Origin of the sequence: Bradyrhizobium ganzhouense, assembly GCF_049949285.1 — a bacterium.
Taxonomy (GTDB): Bacteria; Pseudomonadota; Alphaproteobacteria; order Rhizobiales; family Xanthobacteraceae; genus Bradyrhizobium; species Bradyrhizobium ganzhouense.
Map to the genome: position 1 here is coordinate 3,292,994 of NZ_CP181318.1, position 22,581 is coordinate 3,315,574.

Below are 22,581 nucleotides of genomic sequence, written 5' to 3' on the forward strand. Positions count from 1 at the left end.
TACCGGTTCGCGTGAAGAAAACGCGTCAAAACAAGAATCTAGAGCTTCCGTTCTGATACCATCAGAACCGAAGCTCTAGGCCGCAGCGGAAATTCCGGCGGCCGCCTTGATGGCGTTGCGCGGCAGCGTCACGCGGACGACGGTGCCGACTTCGAGCCTGGAGCGCAGCCGCATCGAGCCGCCGTGGAGCTGCGCCAGCGAGCGGGCGATCGCAAGCCCGAGGCCGGAGCCGTGATAGGTCTTGGTGAGCTGGCTCTCGACCTGCTCGAACGGATGCCCAAGTCGCGCCAGCGAGTGCGGCGCGATTCCGATGCCGGTGTCGGCGATCATCAGCACGATCCTGTCCTCGAGCTGCCGGCTGCGCACCACGATGCGTCCGCCGTCGGGCGTGAACTTCACGGCGTTGGACAGCAGGTTGACGATGATCTGCTTGGTGGCGCGGCGGTCGGCGACGACCGAGATGGATGTCTCGATGTCGGCGTCCAGCGCCAGATTCTTGTCCTGCGCCCGGCCGGCGACGACGCGCAGGGATTCCGCGAGCGTCTTTGCAAGGTCGAGCTCTTCCATGTCGAGCTTCATGCGGCCTGCCTCGATCTTGGACATGTCGAGGATGTCGTTGATGACTTCGAGCAGATAATGGCCGCTGGTCAGGATGTCGTGGCAGTATTCCTGGTACTTCTCGCTGCCGAGCTCACCGAACATGCCCGAGCCCATGATCTCGGAGAAGCCGATGATCGCGTTGAGCGGCGTGCGCAGCTCGTGGCTCATATTGGCGAGGAATTTCGACTTGGTCTGGTTGGCTTCCTCGGCCCGGGTCTTCTCGCGCTGATATTTCTCGGCGAGATCGGCGAGCTCGATGGTCTGGCGTTCCAGCGCCGCCTGCGAGCGCTTGAGGTCGATGACGGTGGCGCGCAGGCGCAGATCGTTGTCGACGAGCTTCTGCTCGTGCTCCTTGATGCGGGTGATGTCGGTGCCGACCGAGACGTAGCCGCCGTCCTTGGTGCGGCGCTCGCTGATGTGCAGCCAGCTGCCGTCGTCGAGCTGGGCCTCGAAGGTGCGGGCGCCCGGGCCCTGGTTTGCAGTTTCGTTGTGGCGGGTGCGGACTTCCGGCATGCGGCCGACTTCCAGCACGGTCTCGTAGGAGGTGCCGGGGATCACGGCCGTGTCGGGCAGCTTGTGCAGGCGCTGGAAGTGCGAATTGCAGAGCACCAGTCGGTCGCTGGCATCCCACAGCACGAAGGCTTCCGGAATAGTCTCGATCGCGTCGCGCAGGCGAAGGTCGGCTTCCACGGTGCGCTCGGCGAGGCTCTTCTGCTCGGTGATGTCGACCGCGATCCCGATCAGGTGCACGCCGGAATCGCCGGAACCGCGGGTCCGCTCGCAGCGGACGCGGAGCCAGATCCAGTGGCCGTCGACATGCTGCATGCGGAAGGTCTGGTCGATATGGGCGATCTTCTCGGAGATGAGCTGGTCGGCGATCGCGAACAAGTCGATGTCGTCCGACTTCACCAGCGCGTTGACCTCGCCGAAGGTGAGGAGCTCGTTGCGGCCGTCGAGGCCCAGCATCGAAAACATCGATTGCGACCAGAAGATCCGGCCGCGCGACAGGTCCCAGTCCCACAGGCCGCAGCGGCCGCGGTTGAGTGCGGTGTCGATCCGGCCGCGCACGGCGTCGTTGATGAGGTCGCCTTCGCGGGCGCGGGTCGACTGCCAGTGGAAGGCGAAGCCGAGGATCAGGACGACGAAGCCGGTGGTGGCCGACAGCGTGACCGAAAGGGCCGCATCCGAACCCCAGATCGGCTCGTTGCGTTCCTGGATCACGGAGACGAGGCCCGGCAGCGATCTGATCGGCCGCGAGGTCGCCATCGCGGCGTTGCCGTTCGGCAGCGTCATGTTGGAGACGTCATTCTCGGGCGGCGGCGCGGCGAGCAGTTGCGCGGTGGTGATCGCATCGAGCAGGCGGTCGTCGCCTGAGGGATCGCTGTCGATCGGAATGCGGGCGAGGATGCGGCGGTCGGTTCCGGCCGAGGTGACGACGACGTGGCGGCCCGAGACTCTGGCCCGGGACGGGATCATGTCGGGCAGCAACGTCGGCAGGTTCTCGATGGTCTTCAGCCGCTCCGCGCGCACGGAGGTGACGCGGTCGATGCGCTCGGCGAGCAATTCGGCGAGCGCCGAAATGTCGTTCTGGATCACCAGGCGCTTCTGGCGCGTCTGGTCGACGACCTGGACGAGTGCGCCGAGGCAGATCGTGATGAGGAAGGCAATGATGAGCATCGGCACGGCGCGGCGCAGCACCGGCTCCGCGATCAGGAGCCTATGATAGGCAGGTTTCGCGATCGATTGCGCCAATCCCTTGATCGAATCGGATTGGACGCATGCGTTCGCGGCGTCTGCGCGCGCCATGCCTTCGGCCCCCTGAAAACCAGCTTACGACGAGTTTCGAAAGCAGCCCCACGTCGCTTTCGAATCACAGCGATTTGAATCCAGTTTGCGCAGGCTGTCGAGAGTCAACGAAACGTTAACGCGAAATAATTCTTATCCAATGGAGAGTTCGCGCGCTTCGAGTCCGCAAACTCACATGCGTGACGAGTCCGAAACGAGAACGTGTGACTCCATCACGCGCGCGGCGGTTCGGCGTGGCTGATGACGCGCTTCACGCTCGGGAACGCGCGACGCAAGCGGCGCTCGATCGCGTCGACTTGCTCGTGCACCTTGATCACGCTCATCGACGGCATGGCGCGGCAATGGAAGTTGACGATCTCGCCGGCGTCGGTGTTGCGGACACGCACATTATGGATGTCGTGGATCTCGCCGCCGGCGGCATATTCCGTCAGGGCGGCTACGATGGTCTGCACCCGTTCCGGGACGGCATCGACGCCGAACGGCAGCTCCGGTTCCAGCGGCTCGATATGGACGTCGACCTCGACGTCCGCGCCGAACTCCTCCTGGATCTTGCGCTCGAGCGTGTTGGCGACGTCGTGGGCGGCCTCGAGGGCCATCTCGGCGTCGACCTCGAGGTCGATGCCGACAATCAGCTTGCCACCGAGGTCGTGCACGGTGACGTGGTGGACGGCGAGGCCGGAATTGTGCGCAATCACCATGATGCGGTCGCGCACGGTTTCGTTGTCGCGTGCGACGGGGACCGCGGTGAAGGTGAGGTCGGCATCGCCGAAGGCCTTGGTGACGGCGATTTGCGCGTTGCGCTTGATCTCCTCGACGCGGTCGATCGGGTAGGTCCTGGGCACGTTGACGATGCTGTCGATGAAGGTGGTCGCCCCGACCATGCGTACGCGCAAGCGCTCGACGTCGATCACGCCGGGCACGCTGCGGATCGCGTCCGTAGCCTTCTCCAACGCCCCTTCTGGGGCGCGGTCGAGCAGCGTCTGCACCGTGGAGCTTGCCATCCGCAGGCCGAGAGCCGCGATCATCACGGCCACGGCCGCGGCGGCCGCCGCATCGCCCCACCAGAAGCCGAAGGCCGCGAGAATAAGGCCCACGATCACGGCGCATGAGCCCATGACGTCCGATGCAAAGTGCAGCGCGTCGGCGGCGAGCGCCTCGCTTCGGGTCTCCCGGGCGGCGCGGTGCAGGGCGCGGGCGCGCCAGAGATTGACGACGATATCGATCACCAGCACGACGAAGGGTACGGCCGAAATCGTCGGCGGCGGGGTTCCCTCGCGAAGGTGGCTGTAGGACTGGACCAGGATGCCGCCGGCGAGGACGTAGAGCAGGGCGGTCACGCCGAGCGCGGAGATGCTCTCGAGCTTGCCGTGGCCGTAATGGTGCTCGTCGTCGGCCGGCTTGTCCGACACCCGCACCACCGCCCAGGTGATGATGGTCGCAACCAGGTCGATCGAGGAGTGCAGAGCCTCGGAGATCAGCGCCAGCGATCCGATCGCGATGCCGACCACAAATTTGGCCGCCGCCATGCCGCCGCTGGCCAGGATCGAAATTGCCGCGACCGATGTCTTGTCGTGTTGTCCGCTCATGGCCGGGGATTTAGCAGGGCGCTCGCGAACATCAAGCGACGATCCACAGGTGTAGTCGCTAGTGAGTTGCAGGAGCGATCCGCCTCTGGCTCGATCTCGTAGGGTAGGCAAAGGCGCGGTAGCGCTGTGCCCACCACTGTTCGCGATAGCCGACACATGGTGGGCACGCTCCGCTTTGCCCGCCCTACGGGACCGGAAACCGGAACGACGGCTACGGCACCGTCACCACGATCTTCCCGAGGTGCTTGTTCGCCTCCATGTGCGCGAACGCCTTGTCGATGTCGCCGAAGGCGTAGACCTTGTCGATCGGCAATTGCAGCTTGCGCGACTCGACCGCGCCCCAGATGTCCTTACGGACCTCGTCGAAGATCGCGCGGACCTCCTCGATGGTGCGGGTGCGGAAGGTGACGCCGATATAGCTGATGCGGCGGGCCGCATGCAGGTCGAAGTTGAAGTCGGCATGGGTGCCGCCGAGCCGGCCGACATTGACGATGCGGCCCAGGATCTTGGTCGCGGCGAGGTTCTGGTTGGCGACCTTGCCCGAGACCTGGTCGACGATGAGGTCGACGCCTTCGCCGTTCGTCGCCTTCAACACCTCGTCGACCCATTTGGGGTCGGAGGAGTCGACCGCGAGGTCGGCGCCGTATTCGGTCAGTCGGCCGCGGCGATAGGCATCGGTCGAGGAGCCGATCACCATCCTGGCGCCCTTGAGTTTTGCAATTTGCATCGCCATCAGGCCGACGCCGGAGCTCGCACCCTGGATCAGCACGGCCTGGCCGGGCTGCACGCCGCCGACGGTGACAACGGCATTGTGCATGGTCGCGAGCGCGACGGGGAGGGTGGCGGCCTCCTCGAAGTTCATGTTCGAGGGCGCGCGGAACAGCCGACCGTGGTCGGCGAGCGTGTACTCGGCGAAGGCTGCGCCGCCTGAGCCCATGATGCGATCGCCGACCTTGACGCCCTTCGCATCCGGTCCGAGTTCGGCAACTTCACCCGCCCATTCCATCCCGAGCACGGTGCCGACGCCGCCGGCTGCGCCATGGGCGTGGCCCTTGCGCATGCCGGTGTCGGCGCGATTGAGGCCACAGGCGCGGACGCGAACCAGCACCTGTGTGCCTTTAGGCTTTGGTTGAGCGACGTCGGAAATCCGAGCACCGTCAGGGCCGTAGACGTAAGCCTTCATGAATTGGTCTCGCTTCTTGCAGTGATTATTCCGCGGCTTGCGCGCTTGGTTGAGCGATCATGCCTTCGAGCCGGCTGCGAATGATCGCCTCGGCTTCGCGCACGATGCGCGAGATGAGCTCGCCGCAGCTCGGGATGTCCTGGATCAGGCCCTGCACCTGGCCGGCCGACCAGATGCCTTCGTCCGAATTGCCCGTCGCGTAGACCATCTTGCCGCGGGCACCCGCAACGAGCTCGCGAATGTCCTCGAACTTGGCGCCTTCCTTCTCCATGGCGACGACCTTGGTCGAGATCTCGTTCCTGGCGACGCGCGAGGTGTTGCGCATGGTGCGGAAGATCAGCTCGGTCTCGCGCTCGTCGTTGGCGACGATCTTCTCCTTGATGAGCTGGTGGATCGGGCTTTCCTTGGTGGCCATGAAGCGGGTGCCCATGTTGATGCCGTCGGCGCCCAGCGCCAGGGCGGCGACGAGACCGCGCGCATCCGCAAAGCCGCCGGAGGCGATCATCGGGATCTTGACCTTGTTGGCGGCGGCCGGGATCAGGATCAGGCCGGGGGTGTCGTCCTCGCCGGGGTGGCCGGCGCATTCGAAACCGTCGATCGAGATGGCGTCGACGCCCATCCGTTCCGCCGACAGCGCGTGGCGGACACTGGTGCATTTGTGCACAACCTTGACGCCGTGCTTCTTGAACTCGTCGACATGCTCCTGTGGCTTGTTGCCGGCGGTCTCGACCACCGTGATGCCGGCTTCGATGATGGCGGCGCGGTATTCGGCGTAAGGCGGCGGCTTGATCGCGGGCAGGATGGTGAGGTTGACGCCAAACGGCTTGTCGGTGAGGTCGCGGCAGCGCGCGATCTCCTTGGTCAGGTCCTCCGGCGTCGGCTGGGTCAGCGCCGTGATGAAACCGAGCGCGCCGGCATTGGCAACGGCCGCGACCAGCTCGGCCCGCCCGACCCATTGCATGCCACCCTGGACAATCGGGTGCTCGACGCCGACGAGCTTTGTGAACCGTGTCTGCAGCATTGATCTGTTCCCCCTGGGTGGCCCGCAGGCTCTGTTATCGGTTGATGGCGGGAGGATGCCGCTGGGGTCGGGAAAAGTCTATTGCGCCGCCGTGCGGTGAGGGCGGGGCGTCATGCAGGGAGCGAGGGTGATTCCGCGGGACGGATAATTCGGGTGTGCATCGGTCATCCTGAGGTGCGAGCGCAGCGAGCCTCGAAGGATGGACGGCCACGCCGCGAGACCCGGGCCGTCGCCCTTCGAGGCTTGCCCTGCGGCGCGTTGCGCCCCAGGGCGCGCACCTGACGGTTATGGATTTGTGCCCGCTGCTTCAACGAACTCGTCATTGCGAGCGCAGCGAAGCAATCCAGAATACCTCCGGGGAGGCATTCTGGATTGCTTCGTCGCAATGGCTGCTCGCAATGACGGCGTGGGTGATGACGGGGATTCGTAGCCCGGATGGAGCGAAGCGCAATCCGGGGTCTCGCAACAAAGCGGCGCCGGTCCCGGATTTCGCTGCGCTCCATCCGGGCTACAAGGCTTCCGCTACTCCGCCGACAGCCGCACCATCTGGCGGCCGCCGTTCATGTCTTTCAGGCTGTTGACGAAGTTTTCCGGGCGCTGCCAGCGATAGGGGACCTTCAGCCCCATGTACTCGGCGATGTCGCCGATGAAGCCGGTGCAGTTGGTGGTCTCGGCATTCCAGACCGGCGAGCTCGCCTGCAGCTTCTTGATGTAGGCGAAGACGCGCTTGGCGTCGGCCTCGTTCAGATAGACGCGATAGCTCGCGGTCAGATAGTCGGGATCGAGATCGCCGTAGCTGGCGCCGGTCTCGGATGGCACCCAGGTGAGGTGGCCGAGCACGTAACTCCAGGTGTCGCCCTTGGGCGTGAGGCCCGCGACGTCGACGGCCCGCTCGCTGGTCTTGCCGTACCAGACGAAGGCGTGGCCCCAGCTCGCCGCCGTCCGCGCACGGAAGTCGACGTAGTAGGGACCTTTCTCCGCACGCGCGACGGGGCGCCGCGTCGATTGCGGCGCCGGTCGCGATGAGGAGTCGGTCGTAGCAAGCGCATTTGCATCGGCAACGCGCTTGTTCGCTTCGTGGGCCGAGGCCGATGGCGTCATGCATGCGGTCATGGCCGCTAGCGCGAGACCTGCAAGGATGCAGAATCCCGATCGATCAGGTTTGTTCGTCACGCAGTGCCCCTCGACTGTCGGCCGGCTACCCAGTTTTTTGCGGCTCAGTAGCGCGCTGCGACCGGGCCGGGCGCCTTGCCGATCGGGGCCTTGCCAATCGGGCTCTTGCCAATCGGCATCTTGCCGATCGGGGCCTGCTCCGCCGGATAGACCGGCACGGGCTGGCGGCGCGGCAGATCCGCAGCGTTCGCAGCCGTCACCAGAGCAAGCGTTGCACCCAGAACAATTACAATCTTCTTCACAGTCATACCCCTAGCAGGTTTGGTCCAAACACGGCTGGGCCGTGCCCCCCAGACACGCCCCATACAAGGGCGGTCGAATGCGACCACAGTGCGGCACTCCTGCGACTTGTTGGCGGCACGCACAGATGTGATGTGTGTCGGAATGTTTCGGAGCGCCGCGTCAGCGATCGGCACTGAGGCGGAAATGCATCTCGATCTTTGCTTGCGATGGTTCGCTTGCGGTGCGCCAGGGCGAAAAGCCGGGCGTCGGATCGGGATCGGAACCGAGATCGATCGGCCAGCTCTGCGTAGGCACGCCCGGAAGCGTCAGGCTGACGGCGCGGTAGCGCGTCTTGTACATCAGAGACGCCGTGGAAATGATCGCCTTGCGGTCGCCGTCATGCGCGCGCCAGTTCGCCGGCAACATGGCGTTGGCATATCCCGTCGCTTCCTCGACCTCGATATGCACGTCCTCCTCCTTGTCCGGCAGGGCCATGCCGGGGGGAAGCCGAAACTCGATCTGCAGCGTCATGAAGCCGTGGCTGAGATTGGGCGAGCGGATGAATTCGTACCATCCCCAATAGCCGAGGACGGCCGCGATGAGCAGAATGGTGACGGCAAAAGGGAAGGAGAGCCGCGTGGTGCGGGGAGGCGTGGCATCGGAGGTTTCCGCAGGCGGCTGTGGCGTTGCGTCCCGGATCAGGCCGAAACGCACGAACAGCCAGATGCCGGCGACCAGGCCGACCACGCCGCCGATCGGGCCGATGTCGAAGAAAGCGCCCATGGCGATGCCGCCGTCGCGGTCCGGCCCCGCCAGCATGACGACCAGCGCGGCAAGGCCGGACCAGCCGGCGAGCGCGCCGAGCAGACCGGACAGGAAGCCGAGGATGAAGCGCATGTGCGGTTGGTCGCGCGCAGATCAATAGCGGTTCGAACCGGTCGGTCGTTTGGCCTTCACCCGATCCGGTTCAGGCTGTTGCGGATGGTCGAGAAGATGCCGCCGATGTCCTTGCGCAAGCCATCGAGCGCGTTGAAATTCTCGAAGATGCGGGCGAGGCGGTCTTCGACCTCGCGCTTGCTCTTGGTCAGCGCGTCGACGCGCGAGGTGAGGGTGACATCGTCATTGGCCTCGATCTCGCCGACGGTTTTGGCCAGCAGATCGCGGGTGGTGCTGACGTCCGCGATCATGGCCTCGATGCCGAACACCGGCGCTTTCAGCGGGACGAGATCGGCCTGCGATTTCGACAGCTCCGCCTTGAAGGCGTTGAGCGTGGCCAGCGTTTCCTGCAACGCCCCGAGGCGCTGGCGCGACTGGAGGACGAAATCGTTCAGCGCATTCTGGCGGTCGACGAGCGTCTTGCCGTTGTGATCGGTCTCGACGTCGGCGAGCGAGCGTTCGAGCTGGGCCTGGCGCTGGCCGAGCTCCTCGAAGTCGAGCCGGATTGCTTTCAGGATGTTGGCGCTGTCGTCGATCCGGGCCAGGCGCTGCTCGATCTCGTTTCTGTTGTTCGACAGCGTCTCGACCCGTGCGTTGAGCGGCGCCTCGCCGCCGGTCTCGATCTCGTCGACGCTCTTGGCGAGACGGTCATGGCTGAGGCTGAGCTCGCCGATCAGGGTGTTGATGCCGGCGTCGGATGAGCGCAGCGGCGCCAGCTCGGCATGGGATTTCGCCAGATCTTCCTTGTACTGGTTGAGCGTCGCAAAAATGTCCTGCACTGCGTTGACCCGGCCCAGCAGCGTCGATACGTCGCGGGCGATGTCCTTCAGCCGGTCGGCGAGATTGTTCTTGCGGTCGTCGGTCTCGAGGTCGAGGAGCGCGCGTTCGAGCTGGTTCTGGCGGTCGCGGATCTCGGTGAAAACGGGCTCGACCGCGCGGCGCTGGTCAGCGACCTTGCCGACCATCTCGCGCAGCCCCTGCTGGCGGCGGCGGATCTCGGCGAGCTGGTCGTGCATGTCGGTAGACTGGTTGCGGCCCTGCTGGAGCAGCGCGCGCTGCTCGGTCTCGCCGAGCTTGTCGTGGAGCGCGGCGACGGCTTCCCTTGGATCGCTCTCGATCAGGTGCTGGACGGTGGTATCGAGATGATTTTGCAGGGCGTGGGCGACGACGACGTCTTCCCGGGTCTTCTTGAGGCGGTCGCGCAGCTTGTCGAGGCGCCGGTCCTGGCGCGAGAGCCGCCAGGCCGAGGCGCCGATCAGCGCCAGCCCGGCCGCCAGGATTGCACCGACCGCGATGCGCTGCGGCATCGGCAGGGCGACAAACGCAGCCGGCAAATGGGTGATGTCATAACCGAACGCCTGCGGGGCGAGAAACGCGATGGCCGCGAGCAGGACAACCCAGGCAACCAGGAAAAATAGCCACATCGTGACGTCCCCACGCCGGCACACATTTTCGCCATGATTGCTATTGGAGACCGGAACCGAGATCAAGGGCCGGCCGGGTTGCCGGACGCATCCCAGGGGCGCAATCCACGGCCGGTTGCGTTGGCCAGGTGGCGGAGGCCCGTGCGGGGTTTTCCGAAATCTGGCGAGCTCCGTAGCCCGGATGGAGCGAAGCGCAATCCGGGGTCTGCGAGCCTGGAGGCGCCCGTCCCGAATTACTCTTTCGCTCCATCCGGGCTACGGCACCGCGCTCGGGGCTACAGCCGAAACTCGTTGGTCAACTCGCCGATGCCGTCGATCGCAACCGTCACAATATTCACCGGCTCCTTCATCACGCCGACGCCGACGGAGGTGCCGACCGCGATGAGGTCGCCGGGGAGCAGGGTCATGTCGTGGGAGATCTTGCTGACGAGGGCTTGCGCGCTGAAGATCATGTCCGCGATCGGATAGTTCTGCCGCTCCGCGCCGTTGAGGATGGTGCGCACCGTGAGCTTTGCCGGATCGAGGCCGGTTGCGATGACCGGGCCGAACGGGCCGTAATCGTCGATGCCCTTGGCGCGGGCCCACTGGGGAAAGGTGGGATCGCTGGTCAGGATGTCGTTGGCGGTGATGTCGTTGACACAGGTGTAGCCGAAGATGAAGCCGTCCGCCTCGGCGGGCGAGACGCGGGCGCAGGTCTTGCCGATGACGATGCCGAGCTCGCCCTCATAGGTGGTCTTGCCGTCATAATAAGAAGGACGGCGGATCACGGCGCCGGGCGTCGTGATGGTGGTGGTGGCTTTCAGCAGATAGAGCGGCTCCGGCGGCTCGGGCTGATTGAGCTTTGCCGCGAGTGCGTGAAAATTATTCCAGAGCGCGACGATCTTGCTGGGCGCGCAGGGCGCGAGCAGTTCGACCTCCGACAATGCCAGCGATTTGCCCGTGGCTGCGTTGCGGCCGAACATCTCGCCGTCATGCACGCTGATGCCTGATGCTGTGAGCGTGCCGAAGCCGGTGGTGCCGGCGTGGCGGAAGCGGAGCCAGTGTTTCGTCTCGCCCGCCATCACGCCACCGCCAGTGCGCGAGGATCGTTAGGCGCTGAGGCGCCGTCATAGAGGCCGGCGACGCGGGCGCGCTGGGTCACCATCGCCAGCACCGAGTCGAGCGCCGGTGTCGGGATCCTGGTCAGGCGGCCCATCTCCTGCACCACGGTGACGAGCGGGTCGATCTCCATCGGGCGGCCGCGCTCGAGATCCTGCAGCATCGAGGTCTTATGCGCGCCGACCTTGCGGGCGCCCTCGATGCGGCGCTCGACATCGACGCGGAACTTGACGCCGAATGTTTCGGCGATCGCTTGCGTCTCCACCATGATCGCGCGCGACAGCGCCCGCGTGGACGGATCGGTGCAGATCACGTCGAGCGTGGCATGGGTCAGGGCGCTGATCGGGTTGAAGCAGACATTGCCCCACAGCTTGAGCCAGATCTCGTCGCGGATGCGGTCGAGCACCGGCGCCTTCAGCCCGGCCGCGACGAAGAGATCGGCGAGGCGCTGCACGTCCGACGTGATCTCGCCGGAGGGCTCGCCGAGCGGAAAATTATTGCCGTAGACGTGGCGGATCATTCCGGGCGCCTCGATCTCGGTGGCGGGATAGACGATGCAGCCGATCGCGCGTTCGGCACCTAATTCGCGCCATTGCCGCCCGCCGGGATCGATGCTCTCCAGCGTCGAATTCTCGTAATCGCCGCCGTGCTTGTGGAAGTACCAATAGGGGATGCCGTTGACCGCGGTGACGATGCGGGTGTGCGGCCCGAGCAGCGGCTGCATCTTCTCGATCACGCCGGTGATCGAATGGGCCTTCAGCGTGACGATGACGTAGTCCTGCACGCCGAGCTCGGCCGCATTGTCGGTGCAGCGGGGATAGACGGTGTGCTTCTCCTCGCCCGCGAGTAGCGTCAGGCCGTGCTCGCGCATCGCGGCGAGGTGCGCGCCGCGTGCGACCAGGCTGACATCGGCGCCTGCGCGCGCCAGCTGCACGCCGAGATATCCGCCGATCGCGCCGGCGCCGTAGATGCAGATCTTCATGAAATCCTCGCGAGGGTACCGGAAATTTGGGACGAAAGATCCGGTCCGGCTCGGAGGTGTCCGAGCCGGTGCCGGCAGTCGCAGGGGAAGAGTCGTGCGGCTTTAAGCTGCTGCTTGGGGCGTGCCGTTGATCGCCTCGTCAACGGCACGGGCGATGTCGCGCATGCTGATGACGGAGACGAGGCTGTAATCGTCGATCACGGGCAGGTGCCGGATGTGGTTCCGGTTCATCAGATGCCTGACGTGCTCGATCGTGTCCGAGGAGCTGCAGGAGACGAGCTGCTGCACCGAGACGAGCTGCGAGACCTTGATGTTGACGGCGCCCGCGCCGTGCTCGGCGACGGCGCGCACCACGTCGCGCTCGGTGAACATGCCGACGGCGGTGTTACCCTCCGAGCGGACGACGTCCTTGACCACCAGCGCGCTGATGTTGTTGGCCCGCATCAGCTTGGCGGCAATACCCACCGTTTCGTTCATTCGCACCGTGACAACGCGCGGCGTCTTCTTGCGCAGAATGTCTCCGACCAGCATGGCAACCTCCCTGGTGAATGATGGGACGAAGTGTGGTATACATAATGCCAATCGTCAAGCATTGGATTTGGCTGATCCGAAAAATCTTGCGGCAGTAATGCTGACGTTTACGCGATCCAGAAAGAACAAAAAGAAAGGGGCGCAATGCTGCGCCCCTTTCTGATCGACGTAAAGGCGTCTAGTCGCTACGCTGTCTTGGTCTTCGCGTCGGCCGTTGCGGCGGTGGCGCTCTCGGTCTCCTTGCCCAGGATGAAGGAGCGACGCAGCGGCTTGATCACGAACAGCGCCATCAGCGCGGCCGTCGCGTTCAACGCCACCGCCACCACGAACACGGCCTTCCAGCCATAGGCGGTCGAGATCACGCTTGCGAGCGGGACCAGCAGCGCGGCGGTGCCCTTCGCGGTGTAGAGCATGCCGTTGTTGGTGGTCGCATATTTCGAACCGAAGGTGTCGCCGCAGGTGGCGGGGAACAGCGAGTAGATCTCGCCGAACACGCCGAAATAAACTGCAGTGGCGAGCACGAACACGATCGGAACGTGACCGTAGGCCGACAGCGTCAGCAGCATCAGCGCCGCCGTGCCGAAGGCGATGAACATGGTGTGCTCACGGCCGATCGTGTCGGACACGTAGCCGAAGAACGGACGGCCGAAGCCGTCGAAGATGCGATCGAGTGAGATCGCGAAGGTCAAGGCCGCCATCTGGAAGCCGGCGAGCGAGACCGGCGTGTCGGCGATCTTGAAGTCGTGCGCGATCGGCGCGATCTGCGCCGCCGTCATCAGGCCGCCGGAGGCGACCATCACGAAGACGAGATACATCACCCAGAAAATAGGGGCTCGCAGCACCTGCGGCGGGGTGAAGTCGATTTTGGTCTGCGGCAGATTGAGCTGCTTCTTCTTCGGCGGGATCGAGATCCGCGGCGGCTGGATGAAGAAGGCGAGCACGAACACGAGCACACCCTGGCCGATGCCGAAGGTGAGGAACGCGTGCTGATAGCCGCTCGCCACGATCATGGCCGCGATCGGCACCACGGTGAGCGCTGCGCCCGCACCGAAGCCGGCCGCCGTTGCGCCGGCGGCGAGGCCGCGGCGATCGGGAAACCATTTCAGCGCGTTGCCGACGCAGGTGCCGTATACCGCGCCCGCGCCCATGCCGCCGATGACCGCAGCCGCGTAGAGCAGGGGAAGCGAGTCAGCGTAGGAGTTGAGCACCCAGGACAGCGCGATCATCACGCCGCCGAACATGATGACGATGCGCGGGCCGTATTTGTCGACGAACCACGCCTCAACCGGCACCAGCCAGGTCTCGGTGACGACGAAGATGGTGAAAGCGAGCTGGATCGCCGCGCGACCCCAATGATACTTAGCGTCGATCGGATCGACGAACAGCGTCCAGCCATATTGCAGGTTCGCGATCATCGCCATGCAGACGATGCCCATTGCGAGCTGGAGCCAACGGAAACCGGTTCGTAAGGGCGCAGCGGTTACCGCGCCGTCCGTGCTGGACATCATCAACAACCTCCCAAGCGCCTGTCTGGTCGACATCAACTGCCAAGATGACCTGATGTCGCAAACATTGTGTCTTATCGTCGCAAGCGCGGCAGGAAGCTTGGTATACCATATTCCAGAATGCAAGCCCTATCTTCGAAGTGCCTCCAAGAAAGTGCGCAATTCCGTTCGGATATTAAGAATAATTGCTGCTTCGCACAAAACGAAAACGCCCGGCCGCGAGGCCGGGCGTCGTGCGCGGGATGGTGGTGTGCGAGCTAGCCTCAGATGGTCGATTGCGCGACCACGACCTTCCGCCAGGGTTTCAGCACAAACAGCGCCAGCAGCGAGGCCAGGATGTTGGCGCCGGCCGCGAGGATGAACACGTTGTCCCAATGGCCGGAGGTCTGCTGCACATAGTTCGCGAGCGGCACCAGTAACGCGGCGGTGCCTTTCGCCGTGTAGAGCAGGCCGGCATTGGTGGTCGCGAATTTTGCGCCGAACGTGTCGGTGCAGGTCGAAGGGAACAGCGAGTAGATCTCGCCCCAGGCGAAGAACACGAAGCCCGACAGGATCACGAACCAGATTGGATCCTGGCCCCAGAGATAGAGCATCCAGATGCCGAAACCTTCCATGCCGAAGGCGATGAACATCGTGTTCTCGCGGCCGATATTGTCGGAGATCCAGCCGAAGAACGGACGCGTCAGGCCGTTGAGCACGCGGTCGATGGTGGCCGCGAACGTCACCGCGGTCATGGTCATGCCGATCAGCGTGACCGGCACGGCGTCGACCTTCCAGTCGACCGCGATCGGCTTCAAATTCGCCGTCACCATCAAGCCGCCGGCGCCGACGATCACGAACATGAAGTACATCAACCAGAAGATCGGCTGACGCAGAACTTCGGTCGGCTGGTAGTTGCGCCGCGTTTGAACCAGCGCGGCATTCGCCACCACGTTCGGCACCTGGCCCGGCTTCGGCGCCAGCAGGAAAAAGGCGAGAATGCAGATGATGATGCCTTGTCCGAGGCCGAAATAAAGGAACGTGGTCTGGAAACCAGAGTCCTTGATCATGGCCTGGATCGGCGCGACGGTGAGCGCAGAGCCTGCACCGAAGCCGGCGGCCGTGATGCCCGCGGCAAGCCCGCGCTTGTCCGGAAACCATTTCAGCGCATTGCCGACGCAGGTGCCGTAGACGCCGCCCGCGCCAATGCCCGCGACGATCATGCCGAGATAGTAGCCGTTGAGCGTGGTGGCCTGCGCGTTGATCGCCCAGCCGATCGCGCAGAGCACGCCGCCGACGAGCACGACGATGCGCGGACCGTATTTATCGACAAACCATCCTTCGACCGGCACCAGCCAGGTCTCGAACAAAACGAACAGAGTAAAAGCCCACTGGATCGAGGCGCGATCCCAACCGAATTTCTTCTGGATGTCGGGGACGAAGAACGTCCAGCCGTATTGGTAATTGGCGATCATCACCATGGCCGCTACGCCGATCGCCAGTTGCGCCCAGCGATACGTGTCGCTGACGCGTGCGGCTGTAGCAGCCGTCGTTGTCTGCACCATTTCCGTCATGAATCCTCCAATAGCGCTTCTGTTTTTTTGAGCGAGCGTTGGCGGCATTCTTGTATTCATTATGCCAAGCTTCAAGCGCGCGCCGGCCCATTGTGCGCTTATGACGCAACCTCGTTTGCGAGGCTGCGCAAATGTGCCGATTCCCAAATAGAAATGGCCCCGCAGAGCAGGGCCATTCTTCAAAAGTAGGAGTTCGCTGGTTTTACAACCGCCGCGACAATTCGACGCGCTGGCGCTCGTCCAGGCCCTTACAGGCCGAAGCGGGGCAGATCGCCGTTGTGGTTGGAGATCTCGGCGCTCGCCATCAGGAAGCGGTCGACGGCGGCCATGAAGCGGGCGAACAGCGAGGCGGAGGGCGCGAGCGCGACGGAAGCGGTCTTGGACATCGGAATTCCCTTTCTCGAGACAGTCAGTGTTACTGCCTCATTTCGAAGGGTAATCTATGTATACCAGATGCCACTGTCCATGCATGCCATTGCATAGCAGCATTCACTCTGCCGCATTGCAGCATAATACTTCGTTGAAGCGGCCGTTTCGTGCATAGACCGCGGGATTCCAGATCGGATTGCGTGAGCGCAAGCACCCGGAAGCTCTGTCCCAAACGATGTCAGGCGATCGACGAATCGCCTAGAGCTAGCAAGCTTGCGGCACTTGGAACTTGTCATGTCTCGCGAAAAATCTGGCCGCAACAAGAACGATGCCAAGTCGCGTGTGAAGGGCAAAAGCCTATCCGCATTGCATGCGGCGATCTCCCTGCGCCTCGGTGAAGGACGCTATCGGGAGGCAGAACGACTCTGCGAGCAGGCCTTGGCGTTGGCGGCCGATGATGCGGAGACGCTCTATCTCACTGGCATGGCTTGCTTCAGTTCCGGGAACTACGGCACCTCGGTCGAGTGGTTCTCGCGAGCCATTCGCCAGACACCCAAGCCAATTTACCTCGCCAATCTCGCGACTGCCTTGGCGAAGCAGGGGCGCATCGATCAGGCTTTGCAGGTGGGTGACAAGGCCGTGCAGCTTGCTCCGAATGATGCAACGCTGTGGGCGCATCTTGGCAATCTTCTGCTTGACGCCGCGCGTAACACCGACGCGCTGTTGTGCTTTCGACATGCGATTGAACTTGATGAGCGCCAATGGGAGGCAGCCTACAAGGCCGGACATCTGCTGCACGGTCTCGGCAAGTTCAAGGAGGCGCTCGTCTACCTCGATCGGAGCATCCAGCAGCAACCGGATCACGCTCCCGCGTTGCATATGCGCGCGCTGGTCCGGAAGAACCTCAACAGGCTCGAGGACGCGCGTGACGACGGCATGCGGGCGGTCGAACTCGATCCGGCGAATGCCGATACTTGCAGCAATCTCGGCAACGTGCTCCAGGCGCTCGGCCGACATGACGAAGCGGTCCATTGGTTCGATCGCTCGCTGTCGCTGGCGCCCGATGTCGCGCGAACCATCACCAACAGGGCCATCTCTCTTGTCGAACTGTGCCGCTTCGATGAGGCTAAGACGGAATATCAGCGGTCCATGGCGATCGATCCGCGTTTGGCTGTCACGGGGTGGAATCTTGCTCTGGTCCAATTGTTGACCGGAGAGTTCGAGACAGGATGGAGGGGACGCGAAGTACGGTGGCAAATACCGCATCTGTCCCGCGGCTATCCTGAACTGAAGTCTGCGCGATGGCTCGGCGCGGAAAGCATTGCCGGCAAGACGCTGCTTGTCTGCGCGGATGAAGGGCTGGGCGATACCATCCAGTTTGCACGATACGTTCCGCTGCTGGCTGCAGGCTGCGCACGCATCATTCTGCTGGTTGAAGAGGCTCTGATTCCGCTGTTGTCGGGCATGGACGGAATAGCGGAATGCGTTCCGAAGCGAGATGATGCCGTGCTGCCGGCTTTCGATTTTCATTGTGCGCTCGACAGCTTGCCGCTGGTCTTCGGAACGATGGTGGAGACAATTCCGGCACCGCGATCCTACCTGCCTCGCCCGCCCGCGGATCGGCTGCTGGCTTGGGAAAGGCGTCTCGGGGCCCATGACAGGTTGAGAGTCGGCCTCGTCTGGTCCGGAAATCCAGGGCATCACAATGATCGCAACCGTTCGACGTCATTCAAGGTGTTGAGCCATCTCCTGGATCTCGATGTACAATTCGTCAGTTTGCAGAAGCATCCGAGAGCGGCTGACAGGGAGATTCTCGATCAGGCACCCGAGATCATCGATCTTGCCGACGAACTCGTCGACTTTTCTGATACGGCGGCGCTGATCTCGAGTCTCGACCTCGTCATTGGCGTCGATACCAGTGTCGTCCATCTCGCGGCGGCACTGGGCTGTCCCACGTGGGTCCTTCTGCCATACGTTCCCGACTACCGATGGCTTCTCGATCGTGAAGACAGCCCCTGGTATCCGACCATTCGTCTGTTCAGGCAATTGGAGAGCCGGGAATACGACAGTGTCGTCGCTCGCGTTCGAGAGGCATTGATCAAACGGCTTGAGGAGCCCGCCCGACTGGCAAACCACCGGCTCTGAGTGACGTCCGCCGCCCTCGGCGAGACGGGTCGGTCACGACGTGCTCGACCATTGTGGGATCGCAACCGAAGAAGGGGCCGTTCAGGGCTTAAAGCTGCAAAAGCTGCCGAAACGTGGTGCAGGCAAAAAAATGCCTTCGCGTATCGCAGAAAACGGACCGGGGTCTTGGCACCGCAGTGCAAAGCCGCTAGTGGTCTGCCCCCTTCCAATCATCTCGCAGAGTGGTTCATGTCGAGCGCCTCGCCCGCCGTCTCGATCGGCATCGATTTTGGGACCAGCAACACCGTCGTCGCGCTTGCGGTGGACGATCGCCGGGTCGAGGCCATCCGCTTCGAGCATAGCGGACAGCGCCACAGCACCTACGTCTCGGCCCTGTGCTTCTGGGAGGACCGGCCGGGCGCCGGTGCCCAGGCCGAGGGCGGCCCGTGGGCGATCGAGCAGTTTCTCGAAGGCCGCCACATCTACCGCTTCCTGCAGTCGTTCAAGACCTTTGCGGCGAGCTCGAGCTTCAACACCACGCAGGTGTTCCGGCAGCGCTTCAAGTTCGAGGATATTCTGGCGGCGTTCCTGCGGACGCTGGCGCGCCACGGCGGCGACAAGTTCGGCTTCGAGGCGGCCAACATCACGGTCGGCCGGCCCGTGCGTTTTGCCGGCGGCAATCCCGACGACGATCTGGCCATGCAGCGCTATCGCGCCGCGTTCGATCGCCTCGGCGCTGGCCACGCGCGCTATGTCTACGAGCCCGTTGGCGCGGCGTTCTCCTTCGCCCGCCGTCTGGAGCGCGATGCCACCGTGCTGGTTGCGGATTTCGGCGGCGGTACCAGCGACTTCTCGGTGATGCGTTTCTCGCGCGCCGGCGGCGTCTTGCGTGCCGAGCCGCTCGGCCATGCCGGCATCGGCGTTGCGGGCGACACGTTCGATTATCGTATCGTCGATCACGTCGTCTCGCCGCGGCTCGGCAAAGGGTCGAGCTTTCGCTCGTTCGACAAGGTGCTGCCGATCCCGAACGGCCACTACACCAACCTTGCGCGCTGGCATCAGCTCGCGCTGATGAAGAGCAACGGCGATCTGCGCGAGCTGCGGGAGCTTGCACGCACCGCGCTGAAGCCGAAGCTGCTCGAGGATTTCATCACCATCGTCGATTTCGATCTCGGCTTCTCGCTGTACCGCGCGGTGTCGGACGCCAAGGTCGCGCTGTCGGCCAGGGACGAGGTCGACTTCCGCTTCAAAGGCGGCGGTGTCGAGATAGGCTCGACCATCACACGGAAAAACTTCGACGCCTGGATTGCCGACGACATCGCCCGTCTCGGCGCCACGGTCGACAAGGTGCTGAGCGAAGCCGGCATCACCGCGCGCGAGGTGGAGAAGGTGTTCCTGACCGGTGGCACCTCGTTCGTGCCGGCGGTGCGAAAACTGTTCGCCGACCGGTTCGGCAATGAGCGGCTGATGTCGGGCGACCAGTTCGAGTCGATCGCCTACGGCCTCGCGCTGATCGGACACAGTCCCGAGCCGGACCGCTGGACCGCGGACGGCGGGCTCAAGAAGGCGGGCGCGTAACCGCCCGCCGATCTCACGTGGTCCCATTCGCTACTGCTTGATCTCAGGCTCCACGAGCCGCGCCAGGTTGCGCAGCGATTCCTGCCAGCCGAGATAGCAGGCCTCTGGCGGGATCGCGTCGGGAATGCCGGCCTGCGTGATGTCGAGCTCGGTGCCGACAAGGACTTTCTTCAGCGTCACCGTCACCTCGATCTCGCCGGGCAGGTTCGGGTCCTCGAACTTGTCGGTGTAGCGGAGACGTTGGCCGGGGACGAGCTCGCGATATTCGCCGCCGAAGGCGTGGCCGTTGCCCGTCGTGAAATTTCGGAACGACATTCTGAAGGTGCCTCCGACTTTCGGCTCCAGATGATGCACGGTGCAGGTGAAGCCGTTGGGCGGCAGCCATTTTGCCAGTGCATCCGCCTCCAGGAAGGCGCGATAGACTTTGTCCGGGCTGGTCGCGAGAACGCGGTGCAGGCGTACGGTGCTGGGCATGGTGTTGTTCCCTCATGAATTGTTGGGCTCGACGTCGCGGTCTATTGCCCAATCACGGCCCGAGGACGAACGAGGGGGCGCCGATCCGACATGACGGTGTCAGATTTTTTTCGCCGGATCTGCCGGGCGCGCTGTTGCTTGCATCGCGAAACAGTCAATCGACCGCAAGGCGTTATTTGCGGCGGGAGGCTTGGCGCAACTGCATCTGACGCGTGGCGTGACGACGCAGCATGCATACCGCGCGCGATGTTCGCATAATTTGAGAGCATCTACTCCGGAGTTACACTTCGAAACACTCAGGCCGGATTTTAGCCTCTAGTCTCAGCGATGAGTTCGTCGCGGGCCGCGTCGCATGACACGGCGACCGCGCTACGAATCCATCGCGACTTGAGGAATTTGCGACATGAAGCAGACGACGCTGCGTTACCGGGCCTTGCGCCGGGTCCGCAGCCTGCCGGCCGAGACCGCTTCGCGGCTGCTCGGGATGCCAGCCAGTAGTCGGACATTGAACAAGGCCTACGAAAAGGCGCGCGCATCGCACAGGCCGCGCCTGCCAGGACTCTCGTCAAGCGACATGGACATTGTTGCCGGGCTGGAGAAAAACGGCGTCTACATCACCTCGCTCGCGGCACTCGATCTGCCTGGCACGGACACACTCTGGACGTCGGCGACCGAAATCGCGAACGCCTATTCCGTTCGTGCCAAGGCGGGTGAGTTCGCCGGCCAATATACGGTGCAGGTCGGCGCCGAGGAGATGCTGCGCCATCCGCACATCGTCCACTGGCCCCTCCACGACCGCATCCTCGATATTGTCGAGACCTATCTCGGCTTGCCTGCGGCATGCGACACGCTGAATTTCTTCTATACAATGGCCGATGGCCGTCAGGTCGCGGCGCGCCGATGGCATCGCGATGTTGAGGATCGGCGGATGGTCAAGGTGATCGTCTATCTGCACGATGTCGATGAGGAGGGCGGACCGCTCGAAGTCCTGCATCGCGCCTTTCCGGGCTGCGACCGGCTCGACGGCGCCAATTTTCCGGTCCTGACGCAGGAAATGCTGGAGCGGCGGCTCGGCGGGACGCTGGAGCGCGGCGATGTAACGACCTGTACCGGCAAGGCCGGCACCGTAATCTTCGCGGATGTCGCGAGCCGCTACCATCGCGGCCGCCCGGCGATCGCGCGCGATCGCTCTGCGCTGTTCTACAATTTCTTCTCGCGCTCGCCGCTGCGTCCATTCTTCTGCGAGCGGCACGTGTTCTCACGGGCGCAGCTTGCCGAGCTTGCGGCGGGCCAGACCGCGCGGGCGCGCGATTGTATGCTGTGGCACGCCAACGTACCTCTGCTCGCCCGGATGGTGCCAAGCGCGCGGTTGTAGAAGGACCCAAGCCACAATTCCGCTGCCGTTCTCCGCTCAACTCCGACGCGAAATCCGGGGGGCTTTGCGTTGCGCAGGACAATTTGGGCTTTCGCCATCGCACTCTGCTGTCTTGGCCTACCCGCCAAGGCCGCAGGCATTCGGCTTCTCCAATCCGATCCGGCGCTGTCGGGCGCGATCTGGTACCCGTGCGCGGCGGAGCCGGCGCATGTCGCGCTTGGCAGTCTTGCGGTGCCCACGGTCGATTGGCTGCCCGGAGCCAAAGACTGTCCCGTCACGGGGACCAAACTGCCACTGGTCATTATCTCTCATGGCAACAGCGGCTACTTCGCACTTCATCTCGACATCATCGAAGCGCTGGTAAACGCAGGCTTCGTCGTCGCCGCGATCAACCATCCCGGCAACAACACCAATGACATGTCCGGACGCGGGATGTCTGTCTGGGCGTCGCGCCCGGCGCAGATGGTCCGCCTGCTCGATTTCATGCTGAACGAATGGAAGGACAGGGCTGCAATCGATCCGGCCAGGGTGGGCCTCTTTGGTTTCTCCCTGGGCGGCTTTACAGGACTGGTTCTCGTCGGCGGTCAGCCCGATTTTCGCAGGCTTGCTTGTAGGCAAGAGAGCAAGTCGGCGGTCTGCGAAGAGTTGCGCGCCGGCGAGTTTCCTTCCGATCCGCCGCACGATCCGCGGATCAAGGCCGCTGTGATCGTGGATCCGGCCGTGGGCTTTTTATTCACCCAGGAGAGTTTGGCCGGCATCAAAATCCCGCTGCTGGTCTGGCGATCCGAACTGGGCGGCGGGGGCGTCGACGCAGCGGGCGTCGCACGCGTGACCCGCAGTCTGCCCGGCAATCCCGACATTCACGTCGTGCCGGCCGGCCATTATGCATTTCTGCCGCCCTGCACGGCGGAGCTCGCGGCATTGAGGCCACAGGTTTGCACGGATCCCGATGGCTTTGACAGGGTCGCCTTTCACCGCGAGTTAGACGCTGCGGTGGTGACCTTCTTTCGCGAGCAGCTCGCTGGCGGAGATCGGTGAGCG

At 63.9% G+C, this 22,581-nt stretch carries 19 protein-coding genes; 4 read left to right on the plus strand and 15 right to left on the minus strand.

All coding sequences use genetic code 11. From position 1 onward, the window contains the following. Positions 1–75: 75 nt before the first annotated feature. The 14 genes from ACLFLU_RS15005 to ACLFLU_RS15070 form a co-directional block, all read right to left on the minus strand. Positions 76–2,406, minus strand: a complete 2,331-nt coding sequence (locus tag ACLFLU_RS15005) for a PAS domain-containing sensor histidine kinase (RefSeq protein WP_426412943.1) — start codon at positions 2,404–2,406, stop codon at positions 76–78. Positions 2,407–2,618: 212 nt separating this feature from the next. Further along, positions 2,619–3,992, minus strand: coding sequence for a cation-efflux pump (locus tag ACLFLU_RS15010; protein WP_426412944.1), 1,374 nt, complete (start codon positions 3,990–3,992; stop codon positions 2,619–2,621). Between the two features lie 211 nt (positions 3,993–4,203). Continuing rightward, positions 4,204–5,175 (minus strand): zinc-binding dehydrogenase, encoded by a 972-nt coding sequence (locus ACLFLU_RS15015; RefSeq protein WP_426412945.1) that lies wholly within the window; start codon positions 5,173–5,175, stop codon positions 4,204–4,206. 25 nt (positions 5,176–5,200) lie between these two features. Continuing rightward, positions 5,201–6,196 (minus strand): NAD(P)H-dependent flavin oxidoreductase, encoded by a 996-nt coding sequence (locus tag ACLFLU_RS15020; RefSeq protein WP_426412946.1) that lies wholly within the window; start codon positions 6,194–6,196, stop codon positions 5,201–5,203. A 522-nt stretch (positions 6,197–6,718) separates the two neighbouring features. Beyond that, the gene (locus tag ACLFLU_RS15025; protein WP_426412947.1) at positions 6,719–7,369 is read right to left on the minus strand and encodes a hypothetical protein; all 651 of its coding nucleotides are present in this window, start codon (positions 7,367–7,369) and stop codon (positions 6,719–6,721) included. A gap of 44 nt (positions 7,370–7,413) precedes the next feature. Next, the gene (locus ACLFLU_RS15030) at positions 7,414–7,617 is read right to left on the minus strand and encodes a hypothetical protein (protein ID WP_092188913.1); all 204 of its coding nucleotides are present in this window, start codon (positions 7,615–7,617) and stop codon (positions 7,414–7,416) included. A 154-nt stretch (positions 7,618–7,771) separates the two neighbouring features. Further along, positions 7,772–8,488: a hypothetical protein gene (locus ACLFLU_RS15035; RefSeq protein ID WP_426412948.1), complete on the minus strand. Its 717-nt coding sequence runs from the start codon at positions 8,486–8,488 to the stop codon at positions 7,772–7,774. Positions 8,489–8,544: 56 nt separating this feature from the next. Continuing rightward, positions 8,545–9,951 (minus strand): hypothetical protein, encoded by a 1,407-nt coding sequence (locus tag ACLFLU_RS15040; RefSeq protein ID WP_426412949.1) that lies wholly within the window; start codon positions 9,949–9,951, stop codon positions 8,545–8,547. 275 nt (positions 9,952–10,226) lie between these two features. Beyond that, positions 10,227–11,012: a fumarylacetoacetate hydrolase family protein gene (locus ACLFLU_RS15045; RefSeq protein WP_426412950.1), complete on the minus strand. Its 786-nt coding sequence runs from the start codon at positions 11,010–11,012 to the stop codon at positions 10,227–10,229. Further along, the gene (locus ACLFLU_RS15050; RefSeq protein WP_426412951.1) at positions 11,012–12,031 is read right to left on the minus strand and encodes a 2-dehydropantoate 2-reductase; all 1,020 of its coding nucleotides are present in this window, start codon (positions 12,029–12,031) and stop codon (positions 11,012–11,014) included. The genes ACLFLU_RS15045 and ACLFLU_RS15050 overlap by 1 nt, the downstream gene beginning before the upstream one ends. Positions 12,032–12,133: 102 nt before the next feature. Then, the gene (locus ACLFLU_RS15055; RefSeq protein WP_426412952.1) at positions 12,134–12,562 is read right to left on the minus strand and encodes a CBS domain-containing protein; all 429 of its coding nucleotides are present in this window, start codon (positions 12,560–12,562) and stop codon (positions 12,134–12,136) included. Positions 12,563–12,747: 185 nt separating this feature from the next. Then, the gene (gene oxlT, locus ACLFLU_RS15060) at positions 12,748–14,070 is read right to left on the minus strand and encodes an oxalate/formate MFS antiporter (RefSeq protein ID WP_426412953.1); all 1,323 of its coding nucleotides are present in this window, start codon (positions 14,068–14,070) and stop codon (positions 12,748–12,750) included. 260 nt (positions 14,071–14,330) lie between these two features. Next, positions 14,331–15,620, minus strand: coding sequence for an oxalate/formate MFS antiporter (gene oxlT, locus ACLFLU_RS15065; RefSeq protein ID WP_426412954.1), 1,290 nt, complete (start codon positions 15,618–15,620; stop codon positions 14,331–14,333). Positions 15,621–15,868: 248 nt separating this feature from the next. Then, entirely contained in the window at positions 15,869–16,006 is a 138-nt protein-coding gene (locus ACLFLU_RS15070; protein WP_164938782.1) for a hypothetical protein, read from the minus strand. Between the two features lie 277 nt (positions 16,007–16,283). On the opposite strand from ACLFLU_RS15070, the gene ACLFLU_RS15075 reads away from it, so the two are divergent. Together ACLFLU_RS15075 and ACLFLU_RS15080 are read left to right on the plus strand one after the other, a co-directional pair. Next, positions 16,284–18,134, plus strand: a complete 1,851-nt coding sequence (locus ACLFLU_RS15075) for a tetratricopeptide repeat protein (RefSeq protein ID WP_426412955.1) — start codon at positions 16,284–16,286, stop codon at positions 18,132–18,134. 228 nt (positions 18,135–18,362) lie between these two features. After that, positions 18,363–19,691: an Hsp70 family protein gene (locus ACLFLU_RS15080; protein ID WP_426412956.1), complete on the plus strand. Its 1,329-nt coding sequence runs from the start codon at positions 18,363–18,365 to the stop codon at positions 19,689–19,691. Positions 19,692–19,721: 30 nt separating this feature from the next. Here ACLFLU_RS15080 and ACLFLU_RS15085 read toward each other — a convergent pair whose 3' ends face one another. Next, the gene (locus tag ACLFLU_RS15085) at positions 19,722–20,165 is read right to left on the minus strand and encodes an SRPBCC family protein (RefSeq protein WP_426412957.1); all 444 of its coding nucleotides are present in this window, start codon (positions 20,163–20,165) and stop codon (positions 19,722–19,724) included. Between the two features lie 403 nt (positions 20,166–20,568). Here ACLFLU_RS15085 and ACLFLU_RS15090 point away from each other — a divergent pair, with 403 nt between their 5' ends. Together ACLFLU_RS15090 and ACLFLU_RS15095 are read left to right on the plus strand one after the other, a co-directional pair. After that, positions 20,569–21,540 carry a hypothetical protein gene (locus tag ACLFLU_RS15090; RefSeq protein WP_426412958.1) on the plus strand — a complete coding sequence of 324 codons (972 nt, stop codon included), beginning with the start codon at positions 20,569–20,571 and terminating at the stop codon, positions 21,538–21,540. 69 nt (positions 21,541–21,609) lie between these two features. Then, positions 21,610–22,578, plus strand: a complete 969-nt coding sequence (locus ACLFLU_RS15095) for an alpha/beta hydrolase family protein (RefSeq protein WP_426412959.1) — start codon at positions 21,610–21,612, stop codon at positions 22,576–22,578. Positions 22,579–22,581 lie beyond the last annotated feature (3 nt).